The sequence below is a fragment of the Shinella yambaruensis genome (assembly GCF_050859155.1).
GTDB classification, from domain to species: Bacteria; Pseudomonadota; Alphaproteobacteria; order Rhizobiales; family Rhizobiaceae; genus Shinella; species Shinella yambaruensis.
The window spans coordinates 1,359,633-1,377,955 of the sequence record NZ_CP150638.1 but is presented as its reverse complement, the minus strand read 5'-3'; the positions used below and the strand labels follow the sequence as shown (position 1 = coordinate 1,377,955).

General features: G+C 65.4%; 23 protein-coding genes. 11 read left to right on the top strand and 12 right to left on the bottom strand.

All coding sequences use genetic code 11. The features are described from left to right. The first annotated feature begins 2 nt into the window (after positions 1 to 2). A complete protein-coding gene (locus WMC41_RS06795) occupies positions 3 to 572 on the top strand; it encodes a hypothetical protein (RefSeq protein ID WP_432347422.1) in 570 nt (189 codons plus the stop codon). A 62-nt stretch (positions 573 to 634) separates the two neighbouring features. On the opposite strand, the gene WMC41_RS06790 is transcribed toward WMC41_RS06795, so the two are convergent. The 4 genes from WMC41_RS06790 to WMC41_RS06775 all read right to left on the bottom strand — a co-directional run bounded on the left by WMC41_RS06790 (position 635) and on the right by WMC41_RS06775 (position 3,528). Then, positions 635 to 979 carry a cupin domain-containing protein gene (locus tag WMC41_RS06790; protein WP_432347420.1) on the bottom strand — a complete coding sequence of 115 codons (345 nt, stop codon included), beginning with the start codon at positions 977 to 979 and terminating at the stop codon, positions 635 to 637. A 214-nt stretch (positions 980 to 1,193) separates the two neighbouring features. Then, a complete protein-coding gene (locus tag WMC41_RS06785) occupies positions 1,194 to 2,477 on the bottom strand; it encodes an O-acetylhomoserine aminocarboxypropyltransferase (protein ID WP_432347418.1) in 1,284 nt (427 codons plus the stop codon). Positions 2,478 to 2,596: 119 nt separating this feature from the next. Then, positions 2,597 to 3,025 (bottom strand): CoA-binding protein, encoded by a 429-nt coding sequence (locus tag WMC41_RS06780; protein ID WP_432347417.1) that lies wholly within the window; start codon positions 3,023 to 3,025, stop codon positions 2,597 to 2,599. Between the two features lie 65 nt (positions 3,026 to 3,090). After that, entirely contained in the window at positions 3,091 to 3,528 is a 438-nt protein-coding gene (locus WMC41_RS06775; protein WP_244765862.1) for a CoA-binding protein, read from the bottom strand. A 262-nt stretch (positions 3,529 to 3,790) separates the two neighbouring features. On the opposite strand from WMC41_RS06775, the gene WMC41_RS06770 reads away from it, so the two are divergent. Next, positions 3,791 to 4,627, top strand: coding sequence for an EamA family transporter (locus WMC41_RS06770; protein ID WP_432347415.1), 837 nt, complete (start codon positions 3,791 to 3,793; stop codon positions 4,625 to 4,627). A 3-nt stretch (positions 4,628 to 4,630) separates the two neighbouring features. Here WMC41_RS06770 and WMC41_RS06765 read toward each other — a convergent pair whose 3' ends face one another. The 3 genes from WMC41_RS06765 to WMC41_RS06755 are packed head-to-tail and all read right to left on the bottom strand — an operon-like array spanning position 4,631 to position 6,070. Beyond that, on the bottom strand, positions 4,631 to 4,918 hold the full coding sequence (locus tag WMC41_RS06765; RefSeq protein WP_064329736.1) for a HigA family addiction module antitoxin: 288 nt from the start codon (positions 4,916 to 4,918) through the stop codon (positions 4,631 to 4,633). Positions 4,919 to 4,930: 12 nt separating this feature from the next. Further along, positions 4,931 to 5,209: a type II toxin-antitoxin system RelE/ParE family toxin gene (locus WMC41_RS06760; protein WP_432347413.1), complete on the bottom strand. Its 279-nt coding sequence runs from the start codon at positions 5,207 to 5,209 to the stop codon at positions 4,931 to 4,933. Between the two features lie 45 nt (positions 5,210 to 5,254). After that, positions 5,255 to 6,070 (bottom strand): enoyl-CoA hydratase, encoded by an 816-nt coding sequence (locus WMC41_RS06755; RefSeq protein WP_432347411.1) that lies wholly within the window; start codon positions 6,068 to 6,070, stop codon positions 5,255 to 5,257. Between the two features lie 139 nt (positions 6,071 to 6,209). On the opposite strand from WMC41_RS06755, the gene WMC41_RS06750 reads away from it, so the two are divergent. The 5 genes from WMC41_RS06750 to argC all read left to right on the top strand — a co-directional run bounded on the left by WMC41_RS06750 (position 6,210) and on the right by argC (position 9,964). After that, positions 6,210 to 6,641 carry a PaaI family thioesterase gene (locus tag WMC41_RS06750; RefSeq protein ID WP_432347409.1) on the top strand — a complete coding sequence of 144 codons (432 nt, stop codon included), beginning with the start codon at positions 6,210 to 6,212 and terminating at the stop codon, positions 6,639 to 6,641. Between the two features lie 229 nt (positions 6,642 to 6,870). Then, complete coding sequence (gene rplM / locus WMC41_RS06745) at positions 6,871 to 7,335, top strand: 50S ribosomal protein L13 (protein WP_064329732.1); 465 nt, start codon at positions 6,871 to 6,873, stop codon at positions 7,333 to 7,335. A gap of 2 nt (positions 7,336 to 7,337) precedes the next feature. Continuing rightward, positions 7,338 to 7,814: a 30S ribosomal protein S9 gene (gene rpsI / locus WMC41_RS06740; protein ID WP_064329731.1), complete on the top strand. Its 477-nt coding sequence runs from the start codon at positions 7,338 to 7,340 to the stop codon at positions 7,812 to 7,814. Between the two features lie 130 nt (positions 7,815 to 7,944). Continuing rightward, positions 7,945 to 8,898: an agmatinase gene (gene speB / locus WMC41_RS06735; protein ID WP_432347406.1), complete on the top strand. Its 954-nt coding sequence runs from the start codon at positions 7,945 to 7,947 to the stop codon at positions 8,896 to 8,898. A gap of 133 nt (positions 8,899 to 9,031) precedes the next feature. Next, complete coding sequence (argC, locus tag WMC41_RS06730; RefSeq protein ID WP_432347405.1) at positions 9,032 to 9,964, top strand: N-acetyl-gamma-glutamyl-phosphate reductase; 933 nt, start codon at positions 9,032 to 9,034, stop codon at positions 9,962 to 9,964. Between the two features lie 7 nt (positions 9,965 to 9,971). Here the strand turns inward: argC and WMC41_RS06725 are convergent, their stop codons facing one another. The 3 genes from WMC41_RS06725 to WMC41_RS06715 are packed head-to-tail and all read right to left on the bottom strand — an operon-like array spanning position 9,972 to position 11,751. Continuing rightward, complete coding sequence (locus WMC41_RS06725) at positions 9,972 to 10,364, bottom strand: type II toxin-antitoxin system VapC family toxin (protein ID WP_272807435.1); 393 nt, start codon at positions 10,362 to 10,364, stop codon at positions 9,972 to 9,974. Continuing rightward, positions 10,364 to 10,618, bottom strand: a complete 255-nt coding sequence (locus tag WMC41_RS06720; RefSeq protein WP_244765871.1) for a type II toxin-antitoxin system VapB family antitoxin — start codon at positions 10,616 to 10,618, stop codon at positions 10,364 to 10,366. Before WMC41_RS06720 ends, WMC41_RS06725 begins: the two co-directional genes overlap by 1 nt. Positions 10,619 to 10,671: 53 nt before the next feature. Then, the gene (locus WMC41_RS06715; protein WP_432347403.1) at positions 10,672 to 11,751 is read right to left on the bottom strand and encodes a COX15/CtaA family protein; all 1,080 of its coding nucleotides are present in this window, start codon (positions 11,749 to 11,751) and stop codon (positions 10,672 to 10,674) included. Positions 11,752 to 11,951: 200 nt separating this feature from the next. Between WMC41_RS06715 and WMC41_RS06710 the strand changes: the two genes are divergently transcribed. Continuing rightward, a complete protein-coding gene (locus WMC41_RS06710) occupies positions 11,952 to 12,170 on the top strand; it encodes a DUF2842 domain-containing protein (protein ID WP_272805062.1) in 219 nt (72 codons plus the stop codon). Position 12,171: 1 nt separating this feature from the next. Here the strand turns inward: WMC41_RS06710 and WMC41_RS06705 are convergent, their stop codons facing one another. Further along, positions 12,172 to 12,615 carry an NUDIX hydrolase gene (locus WMC41_RS06705; protein ID WP_432347401.1) on the bottom strand — a complete coding sequence of 148 codons (444 nt, stop codon included), beginning with the start codon at positions 12,613 to 12,615 and terminating at the stop codon, positions 12,172 to 12,174. Between the two features lie 170 nt (positions 12,616 to 12,785). On the opposite strand from WMC41_RS06705, the gene WMC41_RS06700 reads away from it, so the two are divergent. Next, positions 12,786 to 14,057, top strand: a complete 1,272-nt coding sequence (locus WMC41_RS06700) for a GNAT family N-acetyltransferase (protein WP_432347399.1) — start codon at positions 12,786 to 12,788, stop codon at positions 14,055 to 14,057. Positions 14,058 to 14,063: 6 nt separating this feature from the next. On the opposite strand, the gene WMC41_RS06695 is transcribed toward WMC41_RS06700, so the two are convergent. Further along, on the bottom strand, positions 14,064 to 16,337 hold the full coding sequence (locus WMC41_RS06695; RefSeq protein ID WP_432347397.1) for an exopolysaccharide transport family protein: 2,274 nt from the start codon (positions 16,335 to 16,337) through the stop codon (positions 14,064 to 14,066). Between the two features lie 214 nt (positions 16,338 to 16,551). Here WMC41_RS06695 and WMC41_RS06690 point away from each other — a divergent pair, with 214 nt between their 5' ends. Together WMC41_RS06690 and WMC41_RS06685 are read left to right on the top strand one after the other, a co-directional pair. Next, entirely contained in the window at positions 16,552 to 17,127 is a 576-nt protein-coding gene (locus tag WMC41_RS06690; protein ID WP_244765877.1) for a polysaccharide biosynthesis/export family protein, read from the top strand. Between the two features lie 5 nt (positions 17,128 to 17,132). Then, positions 17,133 to 18,299: a glycosyltransferase family 4 protein gene (locus tag WMC41_RS06685; RefSeq protein ID WP_288083382.1), complete on the top strand. Its 1,167-nt coding sequence runs from the start codon at positions 17,133 to 17,135 to the stop codon at positions 18,297 to 18,299. The last annotated feature ends 24 nt before the right edge of the window (positions 18,300 to 18,323 follow it).

Sequence of the window (18,323 nt, the reverse complement as noted above, 5' to 3'; positions counted from 1 at the left end):
GAGTGGCACACGATAACAATCTCGTCCTCATCGGCGCAATCTTCGTCGCGGTCTATCTGCTCGTTCCCCTCGCCACGCTCGCCTCCGGCTTTTTGAGGTCGCGCGGCGATGAGTGGACGTTCCCGGCGCTCGTGGCCGCCAGTGTCGCACTTTGGGTATTGTTCACGACATCCATGGGTCAGGACAATTTAGCATCGGGTCTTTCTTTACCGTACCTCGGCCTGGTTGTTCTGACGTCGGTCGGCGGCGGCGCGCTACGCTTCTTTCTATCTCCCTCTGGTAGCGAGCCATCCTGGATTGGCAGCATGCTGCTGGGCTTCGCTATTGGCGTTCCGTTACCTCTCACCGGGCTCGGCCAAGTGGGCTTTTTTGCCCAACCGCCACATACAGCCGTCACCATTGTTCTGGTCTGTTTGACTGGCTTCCTGCTCTATCAAGCGTGTTCAGGACGCAGCAGACTACGATTGAAGCAGCCGTTCGACACGTACGGCTTCATATGCTTCTCGCTCGCAGGGACGCTGGGCCTCGCGACTATCTTGGCCAATTTTTTCCCTCTACAGGCGGCATCCTAGCCCCTGCATATGATTGGGGCTCACCCGCCGCCCGATTTGACAAAAGCCTTGCGGGCGAAATCCTAGACGCGGATGACGTAGTCCTTGCGAGTCGTTTCAACGACTTCCCAGGTTCCCTTGAAGCCGGGTCTCAGGATCAGGCGGTCGCCGGCCTTCAGGTGCGTCGTCTCGCCATTTTCCGAAACCACGATCGAGCGCCCCTCGAGGATATGGAAATACTCCCACTCGTCGTACTGGATGCGCCATTTTCCCGGCGTCGACTGCCAGATGCCGGCATAGATACCGCCATCGGCCTCCTCGATGTTCCAGGTGGTGAAGACCGGGTCGCCAGCGATCAGCCGGTCGGCGGCCGGGCGGCCCGTCTCGGGCGCGATGCCCGCAATGTCGAAATCGCGTATCTTGGTCATAAGGCTGTCCGTTCCTTCCTGAGCCAGATGCCCCCTCATCCGGCTGCCGCCCCTTTCTCCCCGCAAGCGGGGCGAAGGGGATGATGCACCGGTTTCCTCGAGCAATGCAGACAACGAACGGGAAAGCGCTCCGCGTGTTTCCTTCTCCCCGCCTGCGGGGAGAAGGTGGCCGGCAGGCCGGATGAGGGCCAATCCCGTCTATGCCCTGGCCCGTCTATGCCTTGGCCAGCGCCTGCTCGATATCCGCGATGATGTCGGCGACGTCCTCGATGCCGATCGACAGGCGCACGACGTCGGGGCCGGCGCCGGCGGCGACCTGCTGCTCCTCGCTGAGCTGGCGATGGGTGGTGGAGGCCGGGTGGATGACGAGGGAGCGCGTGTCGCCGATATTGGCGAGATGCGAGAGCATTTCCAGGCCCTCGACGAAGCGCTTGCCCGATTCGTAGCCGCCCTTGAGGCCGAAGGTGAAGACGGCGCCGGCGCCCTTGGGCGAATAGCGCTGCTGGGTGGCGTGGTTCGGGTCGTCATCGAGGCCCGCATAGGTGACCCAGGAGATCTTGTCGTGGCCCTTCAGCCACTTGGCGACGGCGAGCGCATTGTCGCAATGGCGCTGCATCCTCAGCGGCAGGGTTTCGATGCCGGTCAGGATCTGGAAGGCGTTGAAGGGCGAGATGGCGGGGCCGAAATCGCGCAGGCCGAGAACGCGGCAGGCGATGGCGAAGGCGAAGTTGCCGAAGGTGGCATGCAGCACGATGCCGGCATATTCCGGCCGCGGCTCGGACAGCATCGGATATTTGCCGGAAGCCGTCCAGTCGAAGGTGCCGCCGTCGACGATGACGCCGCCCATGGAATTGCCATGGCCGCCCATGAACTTGGTCAGCGAATGCACGACGATGTCGGCGCCGTGCTCCAGCGGGCGCACGAGATAGGGCGTCGCCATGGTGTTGTCGACGATGAGCGGCAGGCCGTGGCGATGGGCGATCTCGGCGATACCCGCGATATCGACGAAGGTGCCGCCGGGGTTTGCCAGGCTCTCGATGAAGATCGCCTTGGTCTTGTCGTCGATCTGGCTTTCGAAGGAGGAGAGGTCGGCCGTATCGGCCCAGCGCACATGCCAGTCGAAGCTCTTGAAGGCATGGCCGAACTGGTTGATCGAGCCGCCATAGAGCCGGCGCGCGGCGATGAAATTGTCGCCCGGGCGCATGATCGTGTGGAAGACGAGGAGCTGGGCGGCATGGCCCGAGGCGACGGCGAGCGCCGCCGTGCCGCCTTCCAGCGCCGCGACGCGCTCTTCCAGCACCGCCTGGGTCGGGTTCATGATGCGGGTGTAGATGTTGCCGAAGGCCTGGAGGCCGAAGAGCGAGGCGGCGTGGTCGGTGTCGTTGAACACGAAGCTCGTGGTCTGGTAGATCGGCGTCGCGCGCGCGCCCGTCGTCGGGTCCGGCTGGGCGCCGGCATGGATGGCGAGCGTTGCAAATCCGGGCTTGTTCTGCGTCATGAAATGGCCTCCCTGGCTAAAGTCGGGCGCACTATTTCAGAGTGGTAAGAGCCGGTCAAAGAAAGATTTTCCGGAAAAAGGCACAGGCGCGGCAACAGACGTTTCGCCGCCTGAAAACCTCAGGCGACGAGGCGGGGATATTCGATCGCCGGGCAGCGATCCATGACCACCTTGATGCCGGCCGCCTCCGCCTTTGCCGCCGCCGCGTCATGGCGCACCGAGAGTTGGCCCCAGATGACCCTGGGCAGCGGGTTCAGCGCCAGCACCTCCTCGACGACCGACGGGAGCGCATCCGCCGCGCGGAAGACGTCGACCATGTCGATGGGTTCGACGATATCGGCAAGACGGGCGATGACCGGCTGGCCGAGGATCTCCTTGCCGGCCTGGCCGGGATTGACCGGGATGACCCGATAGCCCTTGCGCAGCAGGAAGGCCATCACCCGGTGGCTGGGGCGCTCCGGATTGGGCGAGGCGCCGACGAGCGCGATGAGCTTGGCCGAGCGCAGGATGTCGGCGATGTAATAGTCCGGATAGGAATCGTGGTTCATGCGGCTACCCCGTTTTGCTGCCGGAGAATTGGGGTAACGTTGCGTGAAGTCAATATGCGCGGCGCTCAGGAGGCCTTGAGCATCAGCACCGGATATTCCGTCACCGGGCAGCGATCCATGACCACCTGGATGCCGGCGGCCTCCGCCCGCGCGGCGGCGGCATCGTCGCGCACCGTGAACTGGCCCCAGAGCACGGCGGGAAGCGGATCGAGCGCCAGCACCTCGTCGACGACGGCACCGAACTGGCTTGCCGCGCGAAAGACGTCGACCATGTCGATCGGCTCGGCGATATCGGCAAGATGCGCGTAGACCTTCTGGCCGAGGATGGTCTTTCCGGCATGGCCGGGATTGACGGGGATGACGCGATAGCCCTTGCCGAGCAGGAAACCCATGACGCCATGGCTCGGCCGCGCATCGTTCGGCGAGGCGCCGAGCACGGCGATCGTGTGCACGGATTTGAGAATGTGGCGGATGTAGCTGTCGGGATAGTGATCGTGGTTCATCGCTGCCTCCTCCGGCGTTCGCGACCGTCTCTCACATGTCTTCCTGCCTTCCAGGCTAGCGCAGAACCTTAAAGAAGACGACCGCACCGGGGCCGGCATTCGCGCGCCGATTGTGCCATTGCGGATCAGCTTCGGTCATTTTGCCACCGCCAGGGCGCATTTTGCCGAAAATCCTGCCAGTATCCCGATTGCAAATCAGCGAAATTGCGCCGATGAAGGACCACGCTCCTCCCCCAATGGCCTGCCCCTTCGAGGTCCCGGATTGCCGCTAGACATTCTTTTTCTCGTGCTGTTCGGCGCGGCTCTTCATGCCGTCTGGAATGCCCTCGTCAAATCCGGCACGGACAAGTCGCTCGACGCGGCCATGGTCTCGCTCGGCGGCGGCATGGTCGGCCTTGCCTTCCTGCCGTTCGTACCCATGCCCGATCCGGCGGCCTGGCCCTTCGTGCTCACCTCGGCCGTCCTGCAATTCGCCTATTTCCAGCTCGTCGCCGCCGCGTACCGGGCCGGCGATATCGGCCTCGTCTATCCGCTGATGCGCGGCGCCGCGCCCCTTCTTGTCGCCATGACGAGCGGCCTCGTCCTGGGGGAGCACCTGACACCGGGCGCAATGGCCGGCGTGCTGGTCATTTCCGTCGGCGTGCTGACGCTCGCCTTCGAATCGCGTCATGGCAGCCGCCGGGCCATCGCCTATGCACTGGCGAACGCCGCCGTCATCGCCACCTATACCTTCGTCGACGGCGCCGGCGCGCGCGTTTCCGGCAATGCGGTTTCCTACACGCTGTGGATGTCGTTGCTGCCGCCGGTGCTGCTCTTCGGCTGGGCGGTCGCGCGGCGCGGCAGCAGGCCGGTCTGGACGCATGTGCGCCGCAACTGGGTGCGCGGCCTCCTTGGCGGCGCCGGTTCCATCGCCTCCTACGGCCTCGCCCTCTGGGCCATGACCAAGGCGCCGGTCGCCACCGTCGCCGCGCTGCGCGAAACCGCCATCCTCTTCGCCCTCCTCATCTCGGTCTTCATCCTCAAGGAGAAGGCCAGCATCTGGCGCTACATCGCCAGTGCCGTGATCGCGGCGGGCGTGTTGGTGCTGAAGCTGGCTTGAACGCTATGCGGCCGTCTGGGCCGGAAGGACTTCGCGCAATATCCTGTCACCGCTTTCACGCTGGGCAACCGCGAGATCATGCGCGGCCTGCAGGCCCAGCCAGAACTGCGGATCGTTACCGAAATAGCGGCCGAGACGAAGCGCCGTATCCGCGGAGATCCCGCGCTTGCCGTTCAATATTTCCGATACACGGCCGGAATTGATCCGCAGCGCGAGTGCAAGCGCGTTGCCGCTCATCTGTCGCGCTTCGAGTTCTTCCTTCAGGATCGAACCGGGATGAACCTCGAACATCCGCTTTCTCCTTCAATGAAAGTTGACGATCTGGACATCGTAGGCATTGCCATTCTCAAAACGAAAACAAAGGCGCCAAGGCCCGTTGATCGTCATTGCCCATTGCCCCTTGCGGTCGCCGGTCAATTTGTGAAGCCCGATCGAGCGCAAGGGCGATATGTCGTCCAAGCTTCGCGCGGCGTTGAGGACATTCAAACGTGCCATCGCCCTTGCGACGTCAAGTCCGGAAAACCGCGACTTTCCCGTCTCAACAAACTGCCGTGTCGCCGTGTCCGCAATGGACTTTATCATTCGCCAAACATACTCCGCTTGCCGGAATACGTCCAACGGAAAACCTCATCTCCACTCCGGCATGCGCTTTGCGAGGAATGCGCCGATCCCCTCCTTCGCGTCATCGACCAGCATGTTGTCGACCATCGTCGCGACGGCGATGTCATAGGCTTCGGCCAGCGGCAGGCCGGCCTGGGCGCGGAAGGCGGCCTTGCCGATGCGCAACGCCTGCGGCGACTTGGAGGCGATGACGGCGGCATATTTGTCGACGACCTGGCGCAGGTACTGCTGCGGCACGATGCGGTTGACGAGGCCGAAATCCTTGGCGGTGGAGGCGTCGATGGTCTCGCCCGTGAGCAGCATCTCCATCGCCTGCTTGGGATGGGCGGCGCGGGTGACGGCGACCATCGGCGTCGAGCAGAACAGGCCGATATTGACGCCCGGCGTGCAGAAGGCGGAGGTGTCGGTGCAGATGGCAAGGTCGCAGCTGGCGACGAGCTGGCAGCCGGCGGCCGTGGCGAGCCCGTCGATCTCGGCGACGACCGGCTGCGGCAGCGCGGCGATCTTCAGCATGATATCCGCCGCCATGCGCATGGTCTTCTCGAAGAAGGCACGCCCGCCGTCCGCATCGCCGCGGCGGGCGGTCATCTCCTTGAGGTCGTGGCCGGCGGAAAACACCTTTCCGGTCGAGGCGAGCACGACGACGCGGATGGCCTCGTCGCCCGCGGCCGCATCGAGCGCCTCGCCGAGCGCCTCCATGACGGCGATGGAGAGAACATTGGCCGGCGGGTTGTTGAGCGTGATCCTGAGGATCGGCTCATGCCGTTCGATGCGCACCAGCCCGGCCGGCTCCTCTTTCCTGAACGACACCACATCCGCCATGATCGCCTCCCTTGTGAGCTTTCCACAGCGTCCTACGCTTCACCGCACCCCGTTTCAAGTTGGGCGACATAGACTTTGAGAGGGCTTGCCCCTCGGCGCAAATCGGTCTGTAAACGCCTGGCAGGCGGAGGAGAAAACCATGACCCTGACCCCCATCATGGACCGGGACGCCCTGAACCGGTTCCTCGAAACCGATTTTCCGCAGATCCATACGGATGGAAAGGTTTTCGACGTGACCGAGGTGGGGCCAGGCACGGTCGTCATGCGGCTCGCGCCGAACGAGCGGCATCTGCGCCCCGGCGGCACGGTCTCCGGCCCCACCCTGTTCGCGCTGGCCGATGTCGCGGCCTATTGCGTGGTGCTGGCGCATATCGGCCCCGTGGCGCTCGCCGTCACCACCAATCTCAACATCAACTTCCTGCGCAAACCGGAACCCGGCCCCCTCACCTGCACCTGCCGGCTGCTCAAGCTCGGCAAGCGGCTGGCGGTGATCGAGGCGTCGATTTTCGGCGAGGATGCCGCGGATCTGGTGGCGCATGCCACCGCGACCTATTCGATTCCGCCGCAGTAATTTGTGGTATCGGAATACCTCTTCCGTAACATGTTGTTTTTACTTATTTATCTTTAGCGACACCCGAGTGGCGTCCCTTGACGTCCCGTCGGCTCTCGCTTATAAGCCGCTCCAGATCGCGGTCCCCACGGGCCGCGTTCGATTTTTGGCACCCGCAAGGGGCCAAACCAAGCAACAAGAAACGCCCGTCGCCTCAAAACCTCGGGATCGCAAAAGAAAGACATCTCCCATGGCAACCTTCGTACAGAAGCCCGCCGAGGTAGAAAAGAAGTGGATCCTCATCGACGCCGAAGGCCTCGTTGTCGGTCGCCTCGCTACCCTCATCGCCAACCGCCTGCGCGGCAAGCACAAGGCAACCTTCACGCCCCACGTCGATGACGGCGACAACGTCATCGTCATCAACGCCGAGAAGGTCGTCTTCACCGGCAAGAAGTACTCCGACAAGAAGTACTACTGGCACACCGGTTACCCGGGCGGCATCAAGGAGCGTACGGCTCGCCAGATCATCGAAGGCCGCTTCCCGGAGCGCGTCCTCGAGAAGGCCGTCGAACGCATGGTTCCGCGTGGCCCGCTCGGCCGTCGCCAGATGAAGAACCTGCGCGTCTACGCCGGCGCCAACCACCCGCATGAAGCCCAGCAGCCCGTCGCCCTCGACGTCGCCAAGCTGAACAGCAAGAACACAAGGAGCGCCTGATAATGGCCGACCTCTCCTCGCTCAAGGACCTCGGCGTCGCTGCTGCAGCTCCGGCCGCTTCCGCCCCGGTTCACGTCAAGAAGGTTGACGCCCAGGGTCGTTCCTACGCCACCGGCAAGCGCAAGGACGCTGTCGCCCGCGTGTGGGTCAAGCCGGGCTCCGGCAAGATCACCGTCAACGGCAAGTCGTTCGAAGCCTATTTCGCCCGCCCGGTCCTGCAGATGATCCTGCAGCAGCCGATCGTCGCGGCGGCCCGTGACGGCCAGTTCGACATCGACGCCACCGTCGCCGGCGGCGGCCTTTCCGGCCAGGCCGGTGCCGTTCGTCACGGCATCTCCAAGGCGCTGACCTACTTCGAGCCGGGCCTGCGCTCGATCCTCAAGAAGGGCGGCTTCCTGACCCGCGACTCGCGCGTCGTCGAACGCAAGAAGTACGGCAAGGCCAAGGCCCGCCGTTCGTTCCAGTTCTCCAAGCGTTGATCGCTCGGACGACATGCTCTTCAGGAAAGGCCGGGGTTCGCCCCGGCCTTTTCGTTTTCTGGGCCTCAAAAATCCCTTGCCTTGCGGCTCATGATTGGCGAACGTCCCGCCACATTCGGAGGGATCATTCATGGCCAACAAGACGATCGACCATGCCATCACGGCGAGGACGCTGAAGAGCGCCGCCTCGGACCCGACCCATGCGGGCATCCTCTCCTTCATGCGCCGGCGCTATACGAAAATCCTGAAGGATGTCGACGCGGTCGTCTGGGGCATTCCCTTCGATGCCGCGACCTCCAACCGGCCCGGCACGCGCTTCGGGCCGCAGGCGATCCGCCGCGCCTCGGCGATCATGGACAACGACCCGCAATATCCCTTCGAGCGCGACCTCTTCGCGGACATGGCCGTCATCGACTACGGCGACTGCCTGCTCGACTACGGCAACCACCAGAAGACGCCCGGCACCATCGAAAGCGAGGCGAGGAAGATCCTCAAATCCGGCGCCTACATGCTGACGCTCGGCGGCGACCATTTCATCACGCTGCCGCTCCTGCGCGCCCATGCGGAAAAATACGGCCCCCTCTCCCTCGTACAGTTCGACGCCCACCAGGATACCTGGGCGGACGAGAAGGGCCGCATCGACCACGGCTCCTTCGTCGGCACGGCGGTGCGCGAGGGGCTGATCGATCCCGAGACCTCGATCCAGATCGGCATCCGCACCCATGCGCCGGAGGATTGCGGCATCCGCATCCTCTACGGCTATGACGTGGAGGAGATGACCGCCGGCGAGATCGCCGATGCGATCGTCCACCATGTCGGGGACGGGGCGACCTACCTCACCTTCGATATCGACTGCCTCGACCCGGCCTTCGCGCCCGGCACCGGCACGCCCGTCTCCGGCGGTCCGTCGAGCGCGAAAATCCTGTCGGTCCTGCGCAAGCTCGGTGCGCTGAACATCGTCGGATCGGATGTGGTCGAGGTCGCGCCGGCCTATGACCATGCGGACATCACGGCCATCGCCGGCTCCAACATCGCCATGTACATGCTGGGGCTTCACGCCGCAAAGCTGGCCGAGCGGCGCTGACGGCGCCGCATTGAATGCGACGGGCCGAGGAGTTATATCGGGCCGGAAATTCTCTTTTCCGCACGTTCGGACGCAAACCCGCAAACGGGGTTTGCTGGAATTGCGGCAGGCTTCTCACAGGATTGGATTGCAGATGAAACCGAAGATCTTCATCGATGGCGAACACGGCACGACGGGCCTGCAGATCCGCACACGCATGGCCGGCCGCGACGATGTCGAGCTCCTCTCGATCCCCGAGGCCGAGCGCCGCAATGCCAGGCTGCGCGAGGACCTCCTGAACAGCGCCGACGTCGCCATCCTCTGCCTGCCCGACGATGCGGCGAAGGAAGCCGTCGCCATGGTCGCCGGCAACAATTCCGTCCGCATCATCGACACCTCGACGGCGCACCGCGTCAACCCGGACTGGGCCTATGGCTTTGCCGAGATGGATCGGGAACAGCCGAAGAAGATCGCCGCTGCCCGCTATGTCGCCAATCCCGGCTGCTACCCGACGGGCGCGATCGGGCTGCTGCGCCCGCTCCGCCTTGCCGGCCTGCTGCCGGAGGACTATCCGGTCACGGTCAACGCCGTTTCGGGCTACACCGGCGGCGGCAAGCAGATGATCGCGCAGATGGAGGATGCAGGCCATCCGGATCCCATCGATGCGCCGCACTTCCTCTACGGCCTCACGCTCAAGCACAAGCATGTGCCGGAAATGCAGGTGCACGGCCTGCTTTCCCGCGCGCCCCTCTTCTCGCCCTCCGTCGGAAAGTTCCCGCAGGGCATGATCGTGCAGGTGCCGCTCTATCTTGCGGACCTCAACGACCACGCCTCGCTCGGCTCGATCCACGAGGCGCTGGCCGCGCATTATGCCGGCCAGGACATCGTCGAGGTGGTGGACCTCAAGGAAAGCGCCAACCTCGCCCGCGTCAACGCCGTTGAGCTGGCCGATACGGACCGCATGAAGCTCTACGTCTTCGGCACCGCCGGCGCGCCGCATGTCAACCTCGTCGCCCTGCTCGACAATCTCGGCAAGGGCGCATCGGGCGCCGCCGTGCAGAACATGAACCTGATGCTGAAGGGATGAGTTCGCCTCAGGCAAGCGCGGAGCGTATATCCGTCAGGCCGAAATCGTTGCCCTTGAACAGCAAGGGCTCGTCGAGAGCCTTTGCGAGCGCGTAGGAAAAGCAGTCGCCGATATTCAGGCCGGCCGGATGCCTCCCCTTGCCATAGGCACGAAAGCCGGCAATGGCGAGATTGACCTGGGCGCCATCGACCGAGACGGTCTCGGCGCTCACCGCATCCAGCAGCGCCTCCAACGCGGCACGCCCCTCTTCGCCCTTTCGTCCTTCGACCACACAGGTGACTTCGACGCGTGTGACGGCGGAAATCAGGCATCGCCCGCCAGTTGCCAGCACCTCCTCGAAGATCGCCGCGTCATCTTCCTGGAACAGCACGGCCGCGAGCGCCGAGGTGTCGATGACCATCACCAGAGCCCGTCGTCATCATAGCCCACGATGTCGTCCGCGGACCGGCCGTCCCTGTCGGGCAGCGCCGCGCAGGCGGCACCGATCGCATGCAGGCGGCGTTTCAGGTCGGACGGCTGGCCGCGGCGGCGGCGTTCCCGTTCGAGGCGCTCGGCAAGCGCCTTGCGGATCGCCGTCGTCAGGCTCTCACCGGTCAAGGCGGCCACTTCGCGGGCGAGCCGATCCGTTTCCGCATCCTTCAGGCTGAGTGCCATGGCACACCTCTTCTATAAAACCTTCGGGATTATATAAGAGGTGACGCTTCAAGTCACGACCGTTCCATTTCCCCGTGGAACCCGCGCCAATGGGCGACCGCGAAGCCGAGCACGACCAGCGCTCCGCCCTGGTGGGCCAGCGCCCAGCCGAGCGGGACCTGCCAGAGGAGCGTGAGGATGCCGATCATCGCCTGGAGACAGACGAGGCCGAACAGCACGAGGGCGCGGCGGGCATGCGTCGTTTCGGGGGCGGCGCGCAGCGAGGCGATCATGTGCATGGCGACGAGCGCGAAGAGCACGTAGGCGCCGATGCGGTGGACGAACTGCACCGTCTTCGGGTTCTCGAAGAGGTTGATCCACCAGGGCTGCTGCACGAAGAGGCCGCCCGGCACGAGAGCGCCGTCCATCAGCGGCCAGGTGTTGTAGGTGAGGCCGGCGTCGAGGCCGGCGACGAGGGCGCCGAGATAGATCTGGAAGATCGCCATGCAGGCGATGATGCCGGCCATCCGGCGGGAACCGTCCGTCGGCGCGGCGTCGTCGCCGTGCGGCGAAAGCGCCCGCATCAGCCATGTCGTCCAGGCGAAGATCAGACAGGCGATGGTGAGGTGCGTGGCGAGCCGGTACTGGCTGACGGAAACCCGCTCGGCAAGGCCGGATGTGACCATCCACCAGCCGATGAACCCCTGGAAACCGCCGAGCGCCAGAAGGCCGACGAGCGGCCAGCGCAGCTTCTTCTCGATCCGGCCGGTCAGCCAGAAGAAGGCAAGCGGCACGGCGAAGACGAAGCCGATGGAGCGGGCGATCAGCCGGTGGGCCCATTCCCACCAGAAGATCGTCTTGAACTCCTCGACGGTCATGTCCTTGTTGATCTGCTGATATTGCGGAATGCGCTTGTAGAGGTCGAACTCCTCCTGCCACTCCTTGTCGCCGATCGGCGGGACGATGCCGTGGATCGGTTTCCATTCGGTGATGGAAAGGCCGGATTCGGTGAGCCGCGTCGCGCCGCCCACCAGCACCAGCACGAACAGCGTGAACAGCACGAAGCCGAGCCACCGGCGCACCTGGCGGCGGTTGCGGTCGGTCCTGTCCGTGTCACTGTGGCTGCGGTATGCGGTCGCGGTCGTGGCGCTCATCGTCTCGGCTCCTTTTCCAGAGCGGCGGGCGGCCCGCCATTCCGGTTCCTTTCTCGCGTCCTTCCGGCAAAACCGCGCGCGCGGCTTCAGCCGGAACGACTGTGGCGTTGATTTGCCTGACCGGCCCGTGCAAAACAAGGCCCGAACCTTTGCGGCATGCCGTCGCGCCATTTTGCCGCTACCGAAGTGAAAGACTGCCCATGCCCCCTCGCCTCAGAAAACTGGTCGGCACGATCCTGATCATCATCCTCGTGCTCGTCTATGCGCTGGTCGCGACCACCGTCGCCGCCGCCACGCTCGGGCAATCGCCATGGTACATCCACCTTCTCTACTTCACCGTGACCGGCCTTTTGTGGATCCTGCCGGCAATGCTGATCATCAAGTGGATGGAAAAGCCGGGCAAGCCGCGCGACGAATAGGCTATGCCTGAAGATGGGCGGCAAGGCCGGCGGGATAAAGCTCCACGCCGGCCGGCAGCGCGAGCGGGTAGAACCAGCGTGCCGTCCAGAGCGAGCGGTCATGCTCGACGAGCGTGATCTCGGGCCGGCGATAGAGGCTTTCGTCGAGCAGGTAGATGTTCGCGGCGAAAATGAACTCGTGGCCCTGCGCGCCCTCATGCCAGTAGAGGTTCTCGAAGGTCGTCCACGGGCCGTCTATGGCGATCTCGCAGCCGAACTCCTCGCGGAACTCGCGGGCGAGCGCCTCCTCTCGCGTTTCGCCGAACTCGATGGAGCCGCCGGGCGGGCGCACACCCTTGACCGTGCCGTCGTCGCGCGTCACTTCCGCCGCCAGCAGCCGGCCGCCGTGCCAGGCAAGGCCCAGCACCTTCACATGGATTTTCTGCGGCGGCCGCCAGGTCTGCATGGGTCCCTCCTGCCGGCGGGGTGCATCGCCCGCCGCTCTCGTTATCGACTTGCTAACCGCGCTGGCCGATTTCCCGGGGCATACGGGCCGGCGCCAGCGGATTTAAACCAATTGCGCAGGCCTGACGCCTATTGTGTCGCTGCGGCAACCGAATGCACGAAGGCCAGGCCATGGGAGCGATGCAACTCCATTTCCAGATCATGCCGTCCGAACGCGACCGCGCACGCGGCGGTCTGGCGCCGGCGGCCGGCGACGACCATACCCGCTTGACGCTGCCGCTGTCGATCCGCCTGCACGAGCGGATGGAACCGCTGGAGGCCTGCTGGCGGGCGCTCGAAACGGACAACCCGCTTTCGCTCCACCAGAGCTACGACTGGTGCCGCGCCTGGGCGGAAAGTCATGCCTGCCGGCTGCTGATCGTCGAGGGCCTTTCCGGCGGGCGCACGCATCTCCTGCTGCCGTTCGAAATCGTGCGCCGCGGGCCGATCCGCATCGCCCGCTTCCTCGCCGCCCCGTTCAGCAACATCAATACGGGTCTCTACTCGCGGGATTTCCGCGCCCTCGCCGCCCCGCCGCGCCTCCGTCAGGCGCTGGACACGGTGCGAGGGCAGCTTGCCCGCCACTGCGACATCTTCCTGCTTGAGAACATGCCTCTGGACTGGCGCGCCGAGGCGAGCCCCTTTTCCGATCTTCCCGCGGTGCTGAACCAGAATTCCGCCTTCCAGATCGAGCTCTTCCCCGATTTCGAGCGCACGCTGGCGCAGGTCAACGCCCGCCGCCGCCGCAAGAAGTTCCGCTCCTCCGAGCGCCGCCTGATGGCGCTTGGCGGCTACGAATACGTCATCGCCGAGGCCGGCAGGGAGAGCCGGGCGCTTTTGGAAACCTTCTTCCAGCAGAAGGCCGCGCGTTTCGATGCCATGGGCCTGCCGGACGTCTTTCGCGACGAGGACACGCGGGATTTCTTCCGCCGGCTGGTGTCGGTGCCCGAGGCGGACGGCAGCTATCCGCTGCAACTCCATGCCGTGCGCCTCAAGGGCGGGAACGACGGCCGGATTGCCGCCATTGCCGGCCTGTCGCGCAAGGGCGACCATGTGATCTGCCAGTTCGGCTCGATCGACGACACGATCGCCGCGGATGCCAGCCCCGGCGAATTCCTGTTCTACCTTGCCATCCGGAAACTGTGCGGCGAGGGCGTGCGCCTGTTCGACTTCGGCATCGGCGACCAGCCCTACAAGCGCTCCTGGTGCACGATCGAGACGCGGCAGCACGACCTGCTCTGGCCGACGACGGTTGCCGGGGCGACGGTCGCCGCACTGCACCGGGCCAAGACCGGCACGAAACGCCTCATAAAGCAGAACCCGCAGGTCTACGCCTTCCTGCAGCGCCTGCGCTCCGGCAAGACGGCACGCCCGCGCGCGGATGGCGCGGACGACGCGGACTGATCCGCCCTATGCCGCCCGACGGCCCGGATAGCGCGGCGGCTCGCCCCCCTCGCCCGTCATCAGCATGACCTCGCTGTAGCCGGCCGCGCCGAAGGCGTCGATCATCTCGACGATCTCGTCCTCGTCGGCGCCCGGAAGGGAGAGGATGATATCGGTCTCCTGGTCGCGCGTCAGGCGCCGCACGCCCTCCACGTCGGCCGGGCCGCATTCCACGATCACCGTGTCATAGGCATCGGCAAGCGAGGAGATGACCATCGCCAGCCGGTCGATGCCGCGCATGGCGCGCTTGATGTTCGCATTGCCGCGCGGAATGACGTGCGCCCCGGACAACCGGTCGCCATGGATGATGTCGCCGAAGACGGCGTCGCCGACGAGGAGATCGGTGATGCCGGGCATATGGGCGGACTGCGCCATCAGGCGCGTCGGGCAGGCCGAGCCGGTCAGGTCGATGATCAGCGTCTTGCGATGTTCCTCCGCGATGCGGCGGGCCAGCATGACGGTGGCGGTGGAACCACGGTCGCCGGAGGGCGAGACGGAGATCGCGACCGAGACGTTGTTCTCGACCATGTACCGGGCAACGGCGGCAATGGAGAATTCCGCCTCCTCCTCCCCGGGGTCGGCCGTATCGAGCAGCGAAGCGGGCTTGCCCGCCTCTGTCGCCTGCTCCTCATCGTCCTCGTCGGGCGCGATGTCGGCCAGCAGGGATTTTGCCGGCGCGCGGACGTCGCGGACCGGGCCATGGTCGAGGCGCGCGACCGGATCGCGGTGCAAGGCGGGGGCCTTGTGGATGACCGGTTCCTCCGCAGGAAGGTCCGCCTCGACCTCGTCCTCGACGGCCTCCTCCTCGCGCCGCGCCGGGACCGCGGCGGCAGCGCCCACCGGCTTCAGCGCACGGCCGCTGAAGAGTTCGGCCAGCAGGATGGCGATCGCGCTCAGCATGAAGCCGGCAAGACCCCCGACGATGGTGATCGGCACGACCTTCGGGAAGGCCACCTCCGTCGGCTCGACGGCGGCCGAAATGATGCGGGCATCGGCCGGCGTGGAGCTGCTGTCGGTGCGCGAGGTGGCCTCGCGGTAGCGGGCGAGATAGGTTTCGAGCAGCTGGCGCTGGGCGGTCGCCTCGCGCTCCAGCGCCTTGAGGCCGACTTCGTCCTCGCCGGCGCGCGCGCTGTTCGCCTTCACCGTGTTGAGCTGCTGCAGAAGCTGGGTTTCGCGCAGCTGGGCGGTGCGGGCCTCGTTTTCGAGGCTCGACAGGATCTTCTGCGTCTCCGCCTTGATCTGCCCGCGGATGCCGGCAAGCTGCGAGCGCAGGCCCTTGAGGCGCGGGTGGCCGTCGAGCAGCGAGGTGGAGAGATCGGAGATCTGGCCCTGGATCTGCGCCTCGCTTTCCTTCAGCCGCTGGATCATCTGCGAGCCCACGACGTCGCTCAGCGTGTCCGGCGCGCCGCCGGTCTTGAGCACGGTGCGCACGCTTTCGGCCCGCGCTTCCGCATTGGCGCGCTCGCCGCGCACGCGGGCAAGTTCCGTCGAGATGTCCGTGAGCTGGCGCACGGCGAAGGTGGAGTTCTCGCCGGTCGGCAGGAGATCGGACTGCGAGCGGTATTCGGCGACCTTCTGCTCGGCCTCGCGCACCTTCTCGCGCAGGTTGGCGATCTCGGGCTCCAGCCAGCGCGTCGCCTCGGAATTGGTGTCGAGCTTCGCCCCGCTCTGCAGCGAGAGATAGACCTTCGCCATCTCGTTGGGAATTTCGGCGGCAAGGCGCGGGTCCTTGGAGGAGAACTCGATGCCGATGACGCGCGAGCGCTCCACCTGGTAGACGACGAGCTTGCTGTTGAACTCCTTCAGCACGCGCTCCTCCGGCTCGAGGTCGAGCGGGCTCTTCTTCAGGCCGAAGAGGACGAGCAGGTCGGAAATCGCCGAGGGCTTCGCCGCCGGATCGAACTCCTCCAGCTCATAGAGCTTCATGTTGCGCGCGACCTGCTTGATGAGGTCGGCGGACCGCAGGAGCTGAACCTGGCTGGCGATGCCGAGCTCGTCCAGGGCCGGCTGCTGCTCGCGGCCCTGCGCGCGGTCGGTGCCCGTCGTGAAGGCCGGCTCGCGCGTTTCGATGAGCAGGCGGGCCTCGCTCTTGTAGCGCGGCGTGACGAGGCTGGCGCCGGCAAAGGCAATGCCCGCGCAGGCGACGGTGGCAAGCAGCACGCGCATGCGGTTGCGCCAGATCGCGCCGAAAAGGCCGCCAAGATCGATATCGACATCCTGCTGGCTGTGCGCGCCCGACATATCCCAACTCCAAACACCACGAATTTCGCGCAGGGTAAACAAACATGGTAACGCAAGGGTTAATCGCCGGCGGCTGCCCCGTCCCTTCCCTCGGGCCGCGCCCCGCGAAAAAACCGCCTTGCCCGACCGATCCCGCCCATGCCTTTACCGGCTATTAACCCTAACGGATCGATAACGGGGGCCAGACTTCTGATTCCGGGATTGGGTAAAGCGAATGGCATTCGCAACAATCAACAAGGGCATGCTGCTTGCGCTGGCACTCGTCGTGCCGGCCGTTGCGGGCTGCAGTGGCTACCGCCCCGCCCCAAAGGCGTTTCATGAGGCGACCATCCAGCCCTACCGCCTCGACAGCGGCGACCGGCTGCGCATCACCGTCTTCGAACAGGCCGGCCTCAGCAATACCTATTCGATCGACCAGGCCGGCTACGTCGCCTTTCCGCTCATCGGCGCGGTGCCGGCGCGCGGCCAGACGATCCAGGAACTGGAAAGCATCATCGCGACGAAGCTGAGGCAGGGATATCTGCGCGATCCGGACGTCTCCATCGAGGTCGACCGCTACCGCGCGATCTACGTGATGGGCGAAGTGGGCCAGGCCGGGCAGTACAGCTATGTCGCCGGCATGACGATCCAGAACGCCATTGCGTTGGCCGGCGGCTTCTCGCCGCGCGCCAACCAGGGCGATGTCGACGTCACCCGCAAGATCAACGGCAAGATCCTCACGGGCCGTGTCTCCATTTCCGATCCGGTGCTGGCCGGCGACACCATCTATGTCCGCGAACGGCTGTTCTAAGCAAGATGGCGGACGATGGGCCTCTGCGCATCATTCACTGCTTCCGCTCACCCATCGGGGGGATCTTCCGCCATGTGCGCGATCTTGCCGAGTTCCACGCGAAGGCGGGCCACGACGTCGGCATCGTCTGCGACAGTCTCACCGGCAGTTCCTATGAGGATGGCCTCTTCGATGAAATCCGCCCCTATCTCTCGCTCGGCCTCGTGCGCCTGCCGATCAGCCGGTCGGTCAGCCCGCGCGACGTCGGCGCGTTCTGGAGCAGCTATCACGAAATAAGAAGTTTGCAGCCGGATGTCCTGCACGGGCACGGCGCCAAGGGTGGCGCCATTGCCCGGCTCATCGGCTCAGCCCTGCGGGTCAACAGGTATCGCGTAGCCCGCCTCTATTCGCCGCATGGCGGCAGCCTGCACTACGATCGCCGCACCGCGACGGGCATGGCGATCCTCACCGCCGAGCGCCTGCTGGAAAGGCGCGGCGATGCGCTCGTCTTCGTCTGCGACTACGAGCGCGAAGCCTACGCCGCCCGCGTCGGCCGGCCGCGCGTCAGGGCCGAACGCATCTACAACGGCATCCACGACCGCGACTTCGCACCCGTCTATTCCCGCGAGGATGCCGTCGATTTCCTCTATATCGGCATGCTGCGCGACCTGAAGGGGCCGGATGTCTTCGTCGAGGCCTTCGCCCGCACGGAACGCCGGATCGGCCGTCCGCTTTCCGCCCTGATGATCGGCGACGGGCCGGACAAGGCGAAATACGAGGACATGATGCTGCGCATGGGCCTTGGCCGGCGCATCGGCATGCTGCCCGCCATGAAGGCGCACGACGCCTTCGCGCTGACGCGCAACGTCATCGTGCCCTCGCGCGCCGAGGCCATGCCCTATATCGTGCTCGAGGCGCTCGCCGCACGAAAGCCGGTCATCGCGACCCGCGTCGGCGGCATTCCGGAAGTGCTCGGCCGAAAGAGCATCGCCCTGACGGAACCGGGCGATCCCGACGGGCTCGCCGCCCTGATGGCCCAGGCGATCACCGACGCAGACTGGCCGCGCAAGGTGATGCCGGAGCCGGCCGGCTTCAAGGCGGCCTTCTCCGCCTCCGTCATGTCCAACGCCCTGCTCGACCTCTATCGCGACATCCTTGCCCGGCAGGCTGGAGGAAATCGGCACAGCACCTGACGCTACGGCAGCGACAACGTAAAC

Bases quoted from the DNA above. Each gene is read 5' to 3' on its own strand.
- WMC41_RS06790 (WP_432347420.1), bottom strand. From the start codon at position 979: ATGACCAAGATACGCGATTTCGACATTGCGGGCATCGCGCCCGAGACG.
- WMC41_RS06785 (WP_432347418.1), bottom strand. From the start codon at position 2,477: ATGACGCAGAACAAGCCCGGATTTGCAACGCTCGCCATCCATGCCGGC.
- WMC41_RS06780 (WP_432347417.1), bottom strand. From the start codon at position 3,025: ATGAACCACGATTCCTATCCGGACTATTACATCGCCGACATCCTGCGC.
- WMC41_RS06775 (WP_244765862.1), bottom strand. From the start codon at position 3,528: ATGAACCACGATCACTATCCCGACAGCTACATCCGCCACATTCTCAAA.
- WMC41_RS06765 (WP_064329736.1), bottom strand. From the start codon at position 4,918: ATGTTCGAGGTTCATCCCGGTTCGATCCTGAAGGAAGAACTCGAAGCG.
- WMC41_RS06760 (WP_432347413.1), bottom strand. From the start codon at position 5,209: ATGATAAAGTCCATTGCGGACACGGCGACACGGCAGTTTGTTGAGACG.
- WMC41_RS06755 (WP_432347411.1), bottom strand. From the start codon at position 6,070: ATGGCGGATGTGGTGTCGTTCAGGAAAGAGGAGCCGGCCGGGCTGGTG.
- WMC41_RS06750 (WP_432347409.1), top strand. From the start codon at position 6,210: ATGACCCTGACCCCCATCATGGACCGGGACGCCCTGAACCGGTTCCTC.
- rplM (WP_064329732.1), top strand. From the start codon at position 6,871: ATGGCAACCTTCGTACAGAAGCCCGCCGAGGTAGAAAAGAAGTGGATC.
- rpsI (WP_064329731.1), top strand. From the start codon at position 7,338: ATGGCCGACCTCTCCTCGCTCAAGGACCTCGGCGTCGCTGCTGCAGCT.
- speB (WP_432347406.1), top strand. From the start codon at position 7,945: ATGGCCAACAAGACGATCGACCATGCCATCACGGCGAGGACGCTGAAG.
- argC (WP_432347405.1), top strand. From the start codon at position 9,032: ATGAAACCGAAGATCTTCATCGATGGCGAACACGGCACGACGGGCCTG.
- WMC41_RS06725 (WP_272807435.1), bottom strand. From the start codon at position 10,364: ATGGTCATCGACACCTCGGCGCTCGCGGCCGTGCTGTTCCAGGAAGAT.
- WMC41_RS06720 (WP_244765871.1), bottom strand. From the start codon at position 10,618: ATGGCACTCAGCCTGAAGGATGCGGAAACGGATCGGCTCGCCCGCGAA.
- WMC41_RS06715 (WP_432347403.1), bottom strand. From the start codon at position 11,751: ATGAGCGCCACGACCGCGACCGCATACCGCAGCCACAGTGACACGGAC.
- WMC41_RS06710 (WP_272805062.1), top strand. From the start codon at position 11,952: ATGCCCCCTCGCCTCAGAAAACTGGTCGGCACGATCCTGATCATCATC.
- WMC41_RS06705 (WP_432347401.1), bottom strand. From the start codon at position 12,615: ATGCAGACCTGGCGGCCGCCGCAGAAAATCCATGTGAAGGTGCTGGGC.
- WMC41_RS06700 (WP_432347399.1), top strand. From the start codon at position 12,786: ATGGGAGCGATGCAACTCCATTTCCAGATCATGCCGTCCGAACGCGAC.
- WMC41_RS06695 (WP_432347397.1), bottom strand. From the start codon at position 16,337: ATGTCGGGCGCGCACAGCCAGCAGGATGTCGATATCGATCTTGGCGGC.
- WMC41_RS06690 (WP_244765877.1), top strand. From the start codon at position 16,552: ATGGCATTCGCAACAATCAACAAGGGCATGCTGCTTGCGCTGGCACTC.
- WMC41_RS06685 (WP_288083382.1), top strand. From the start codon at position 17,133: ATGGCGGACGATGGGCCTCTGCGCATCATTCACTGCTTCCGCTCACCC.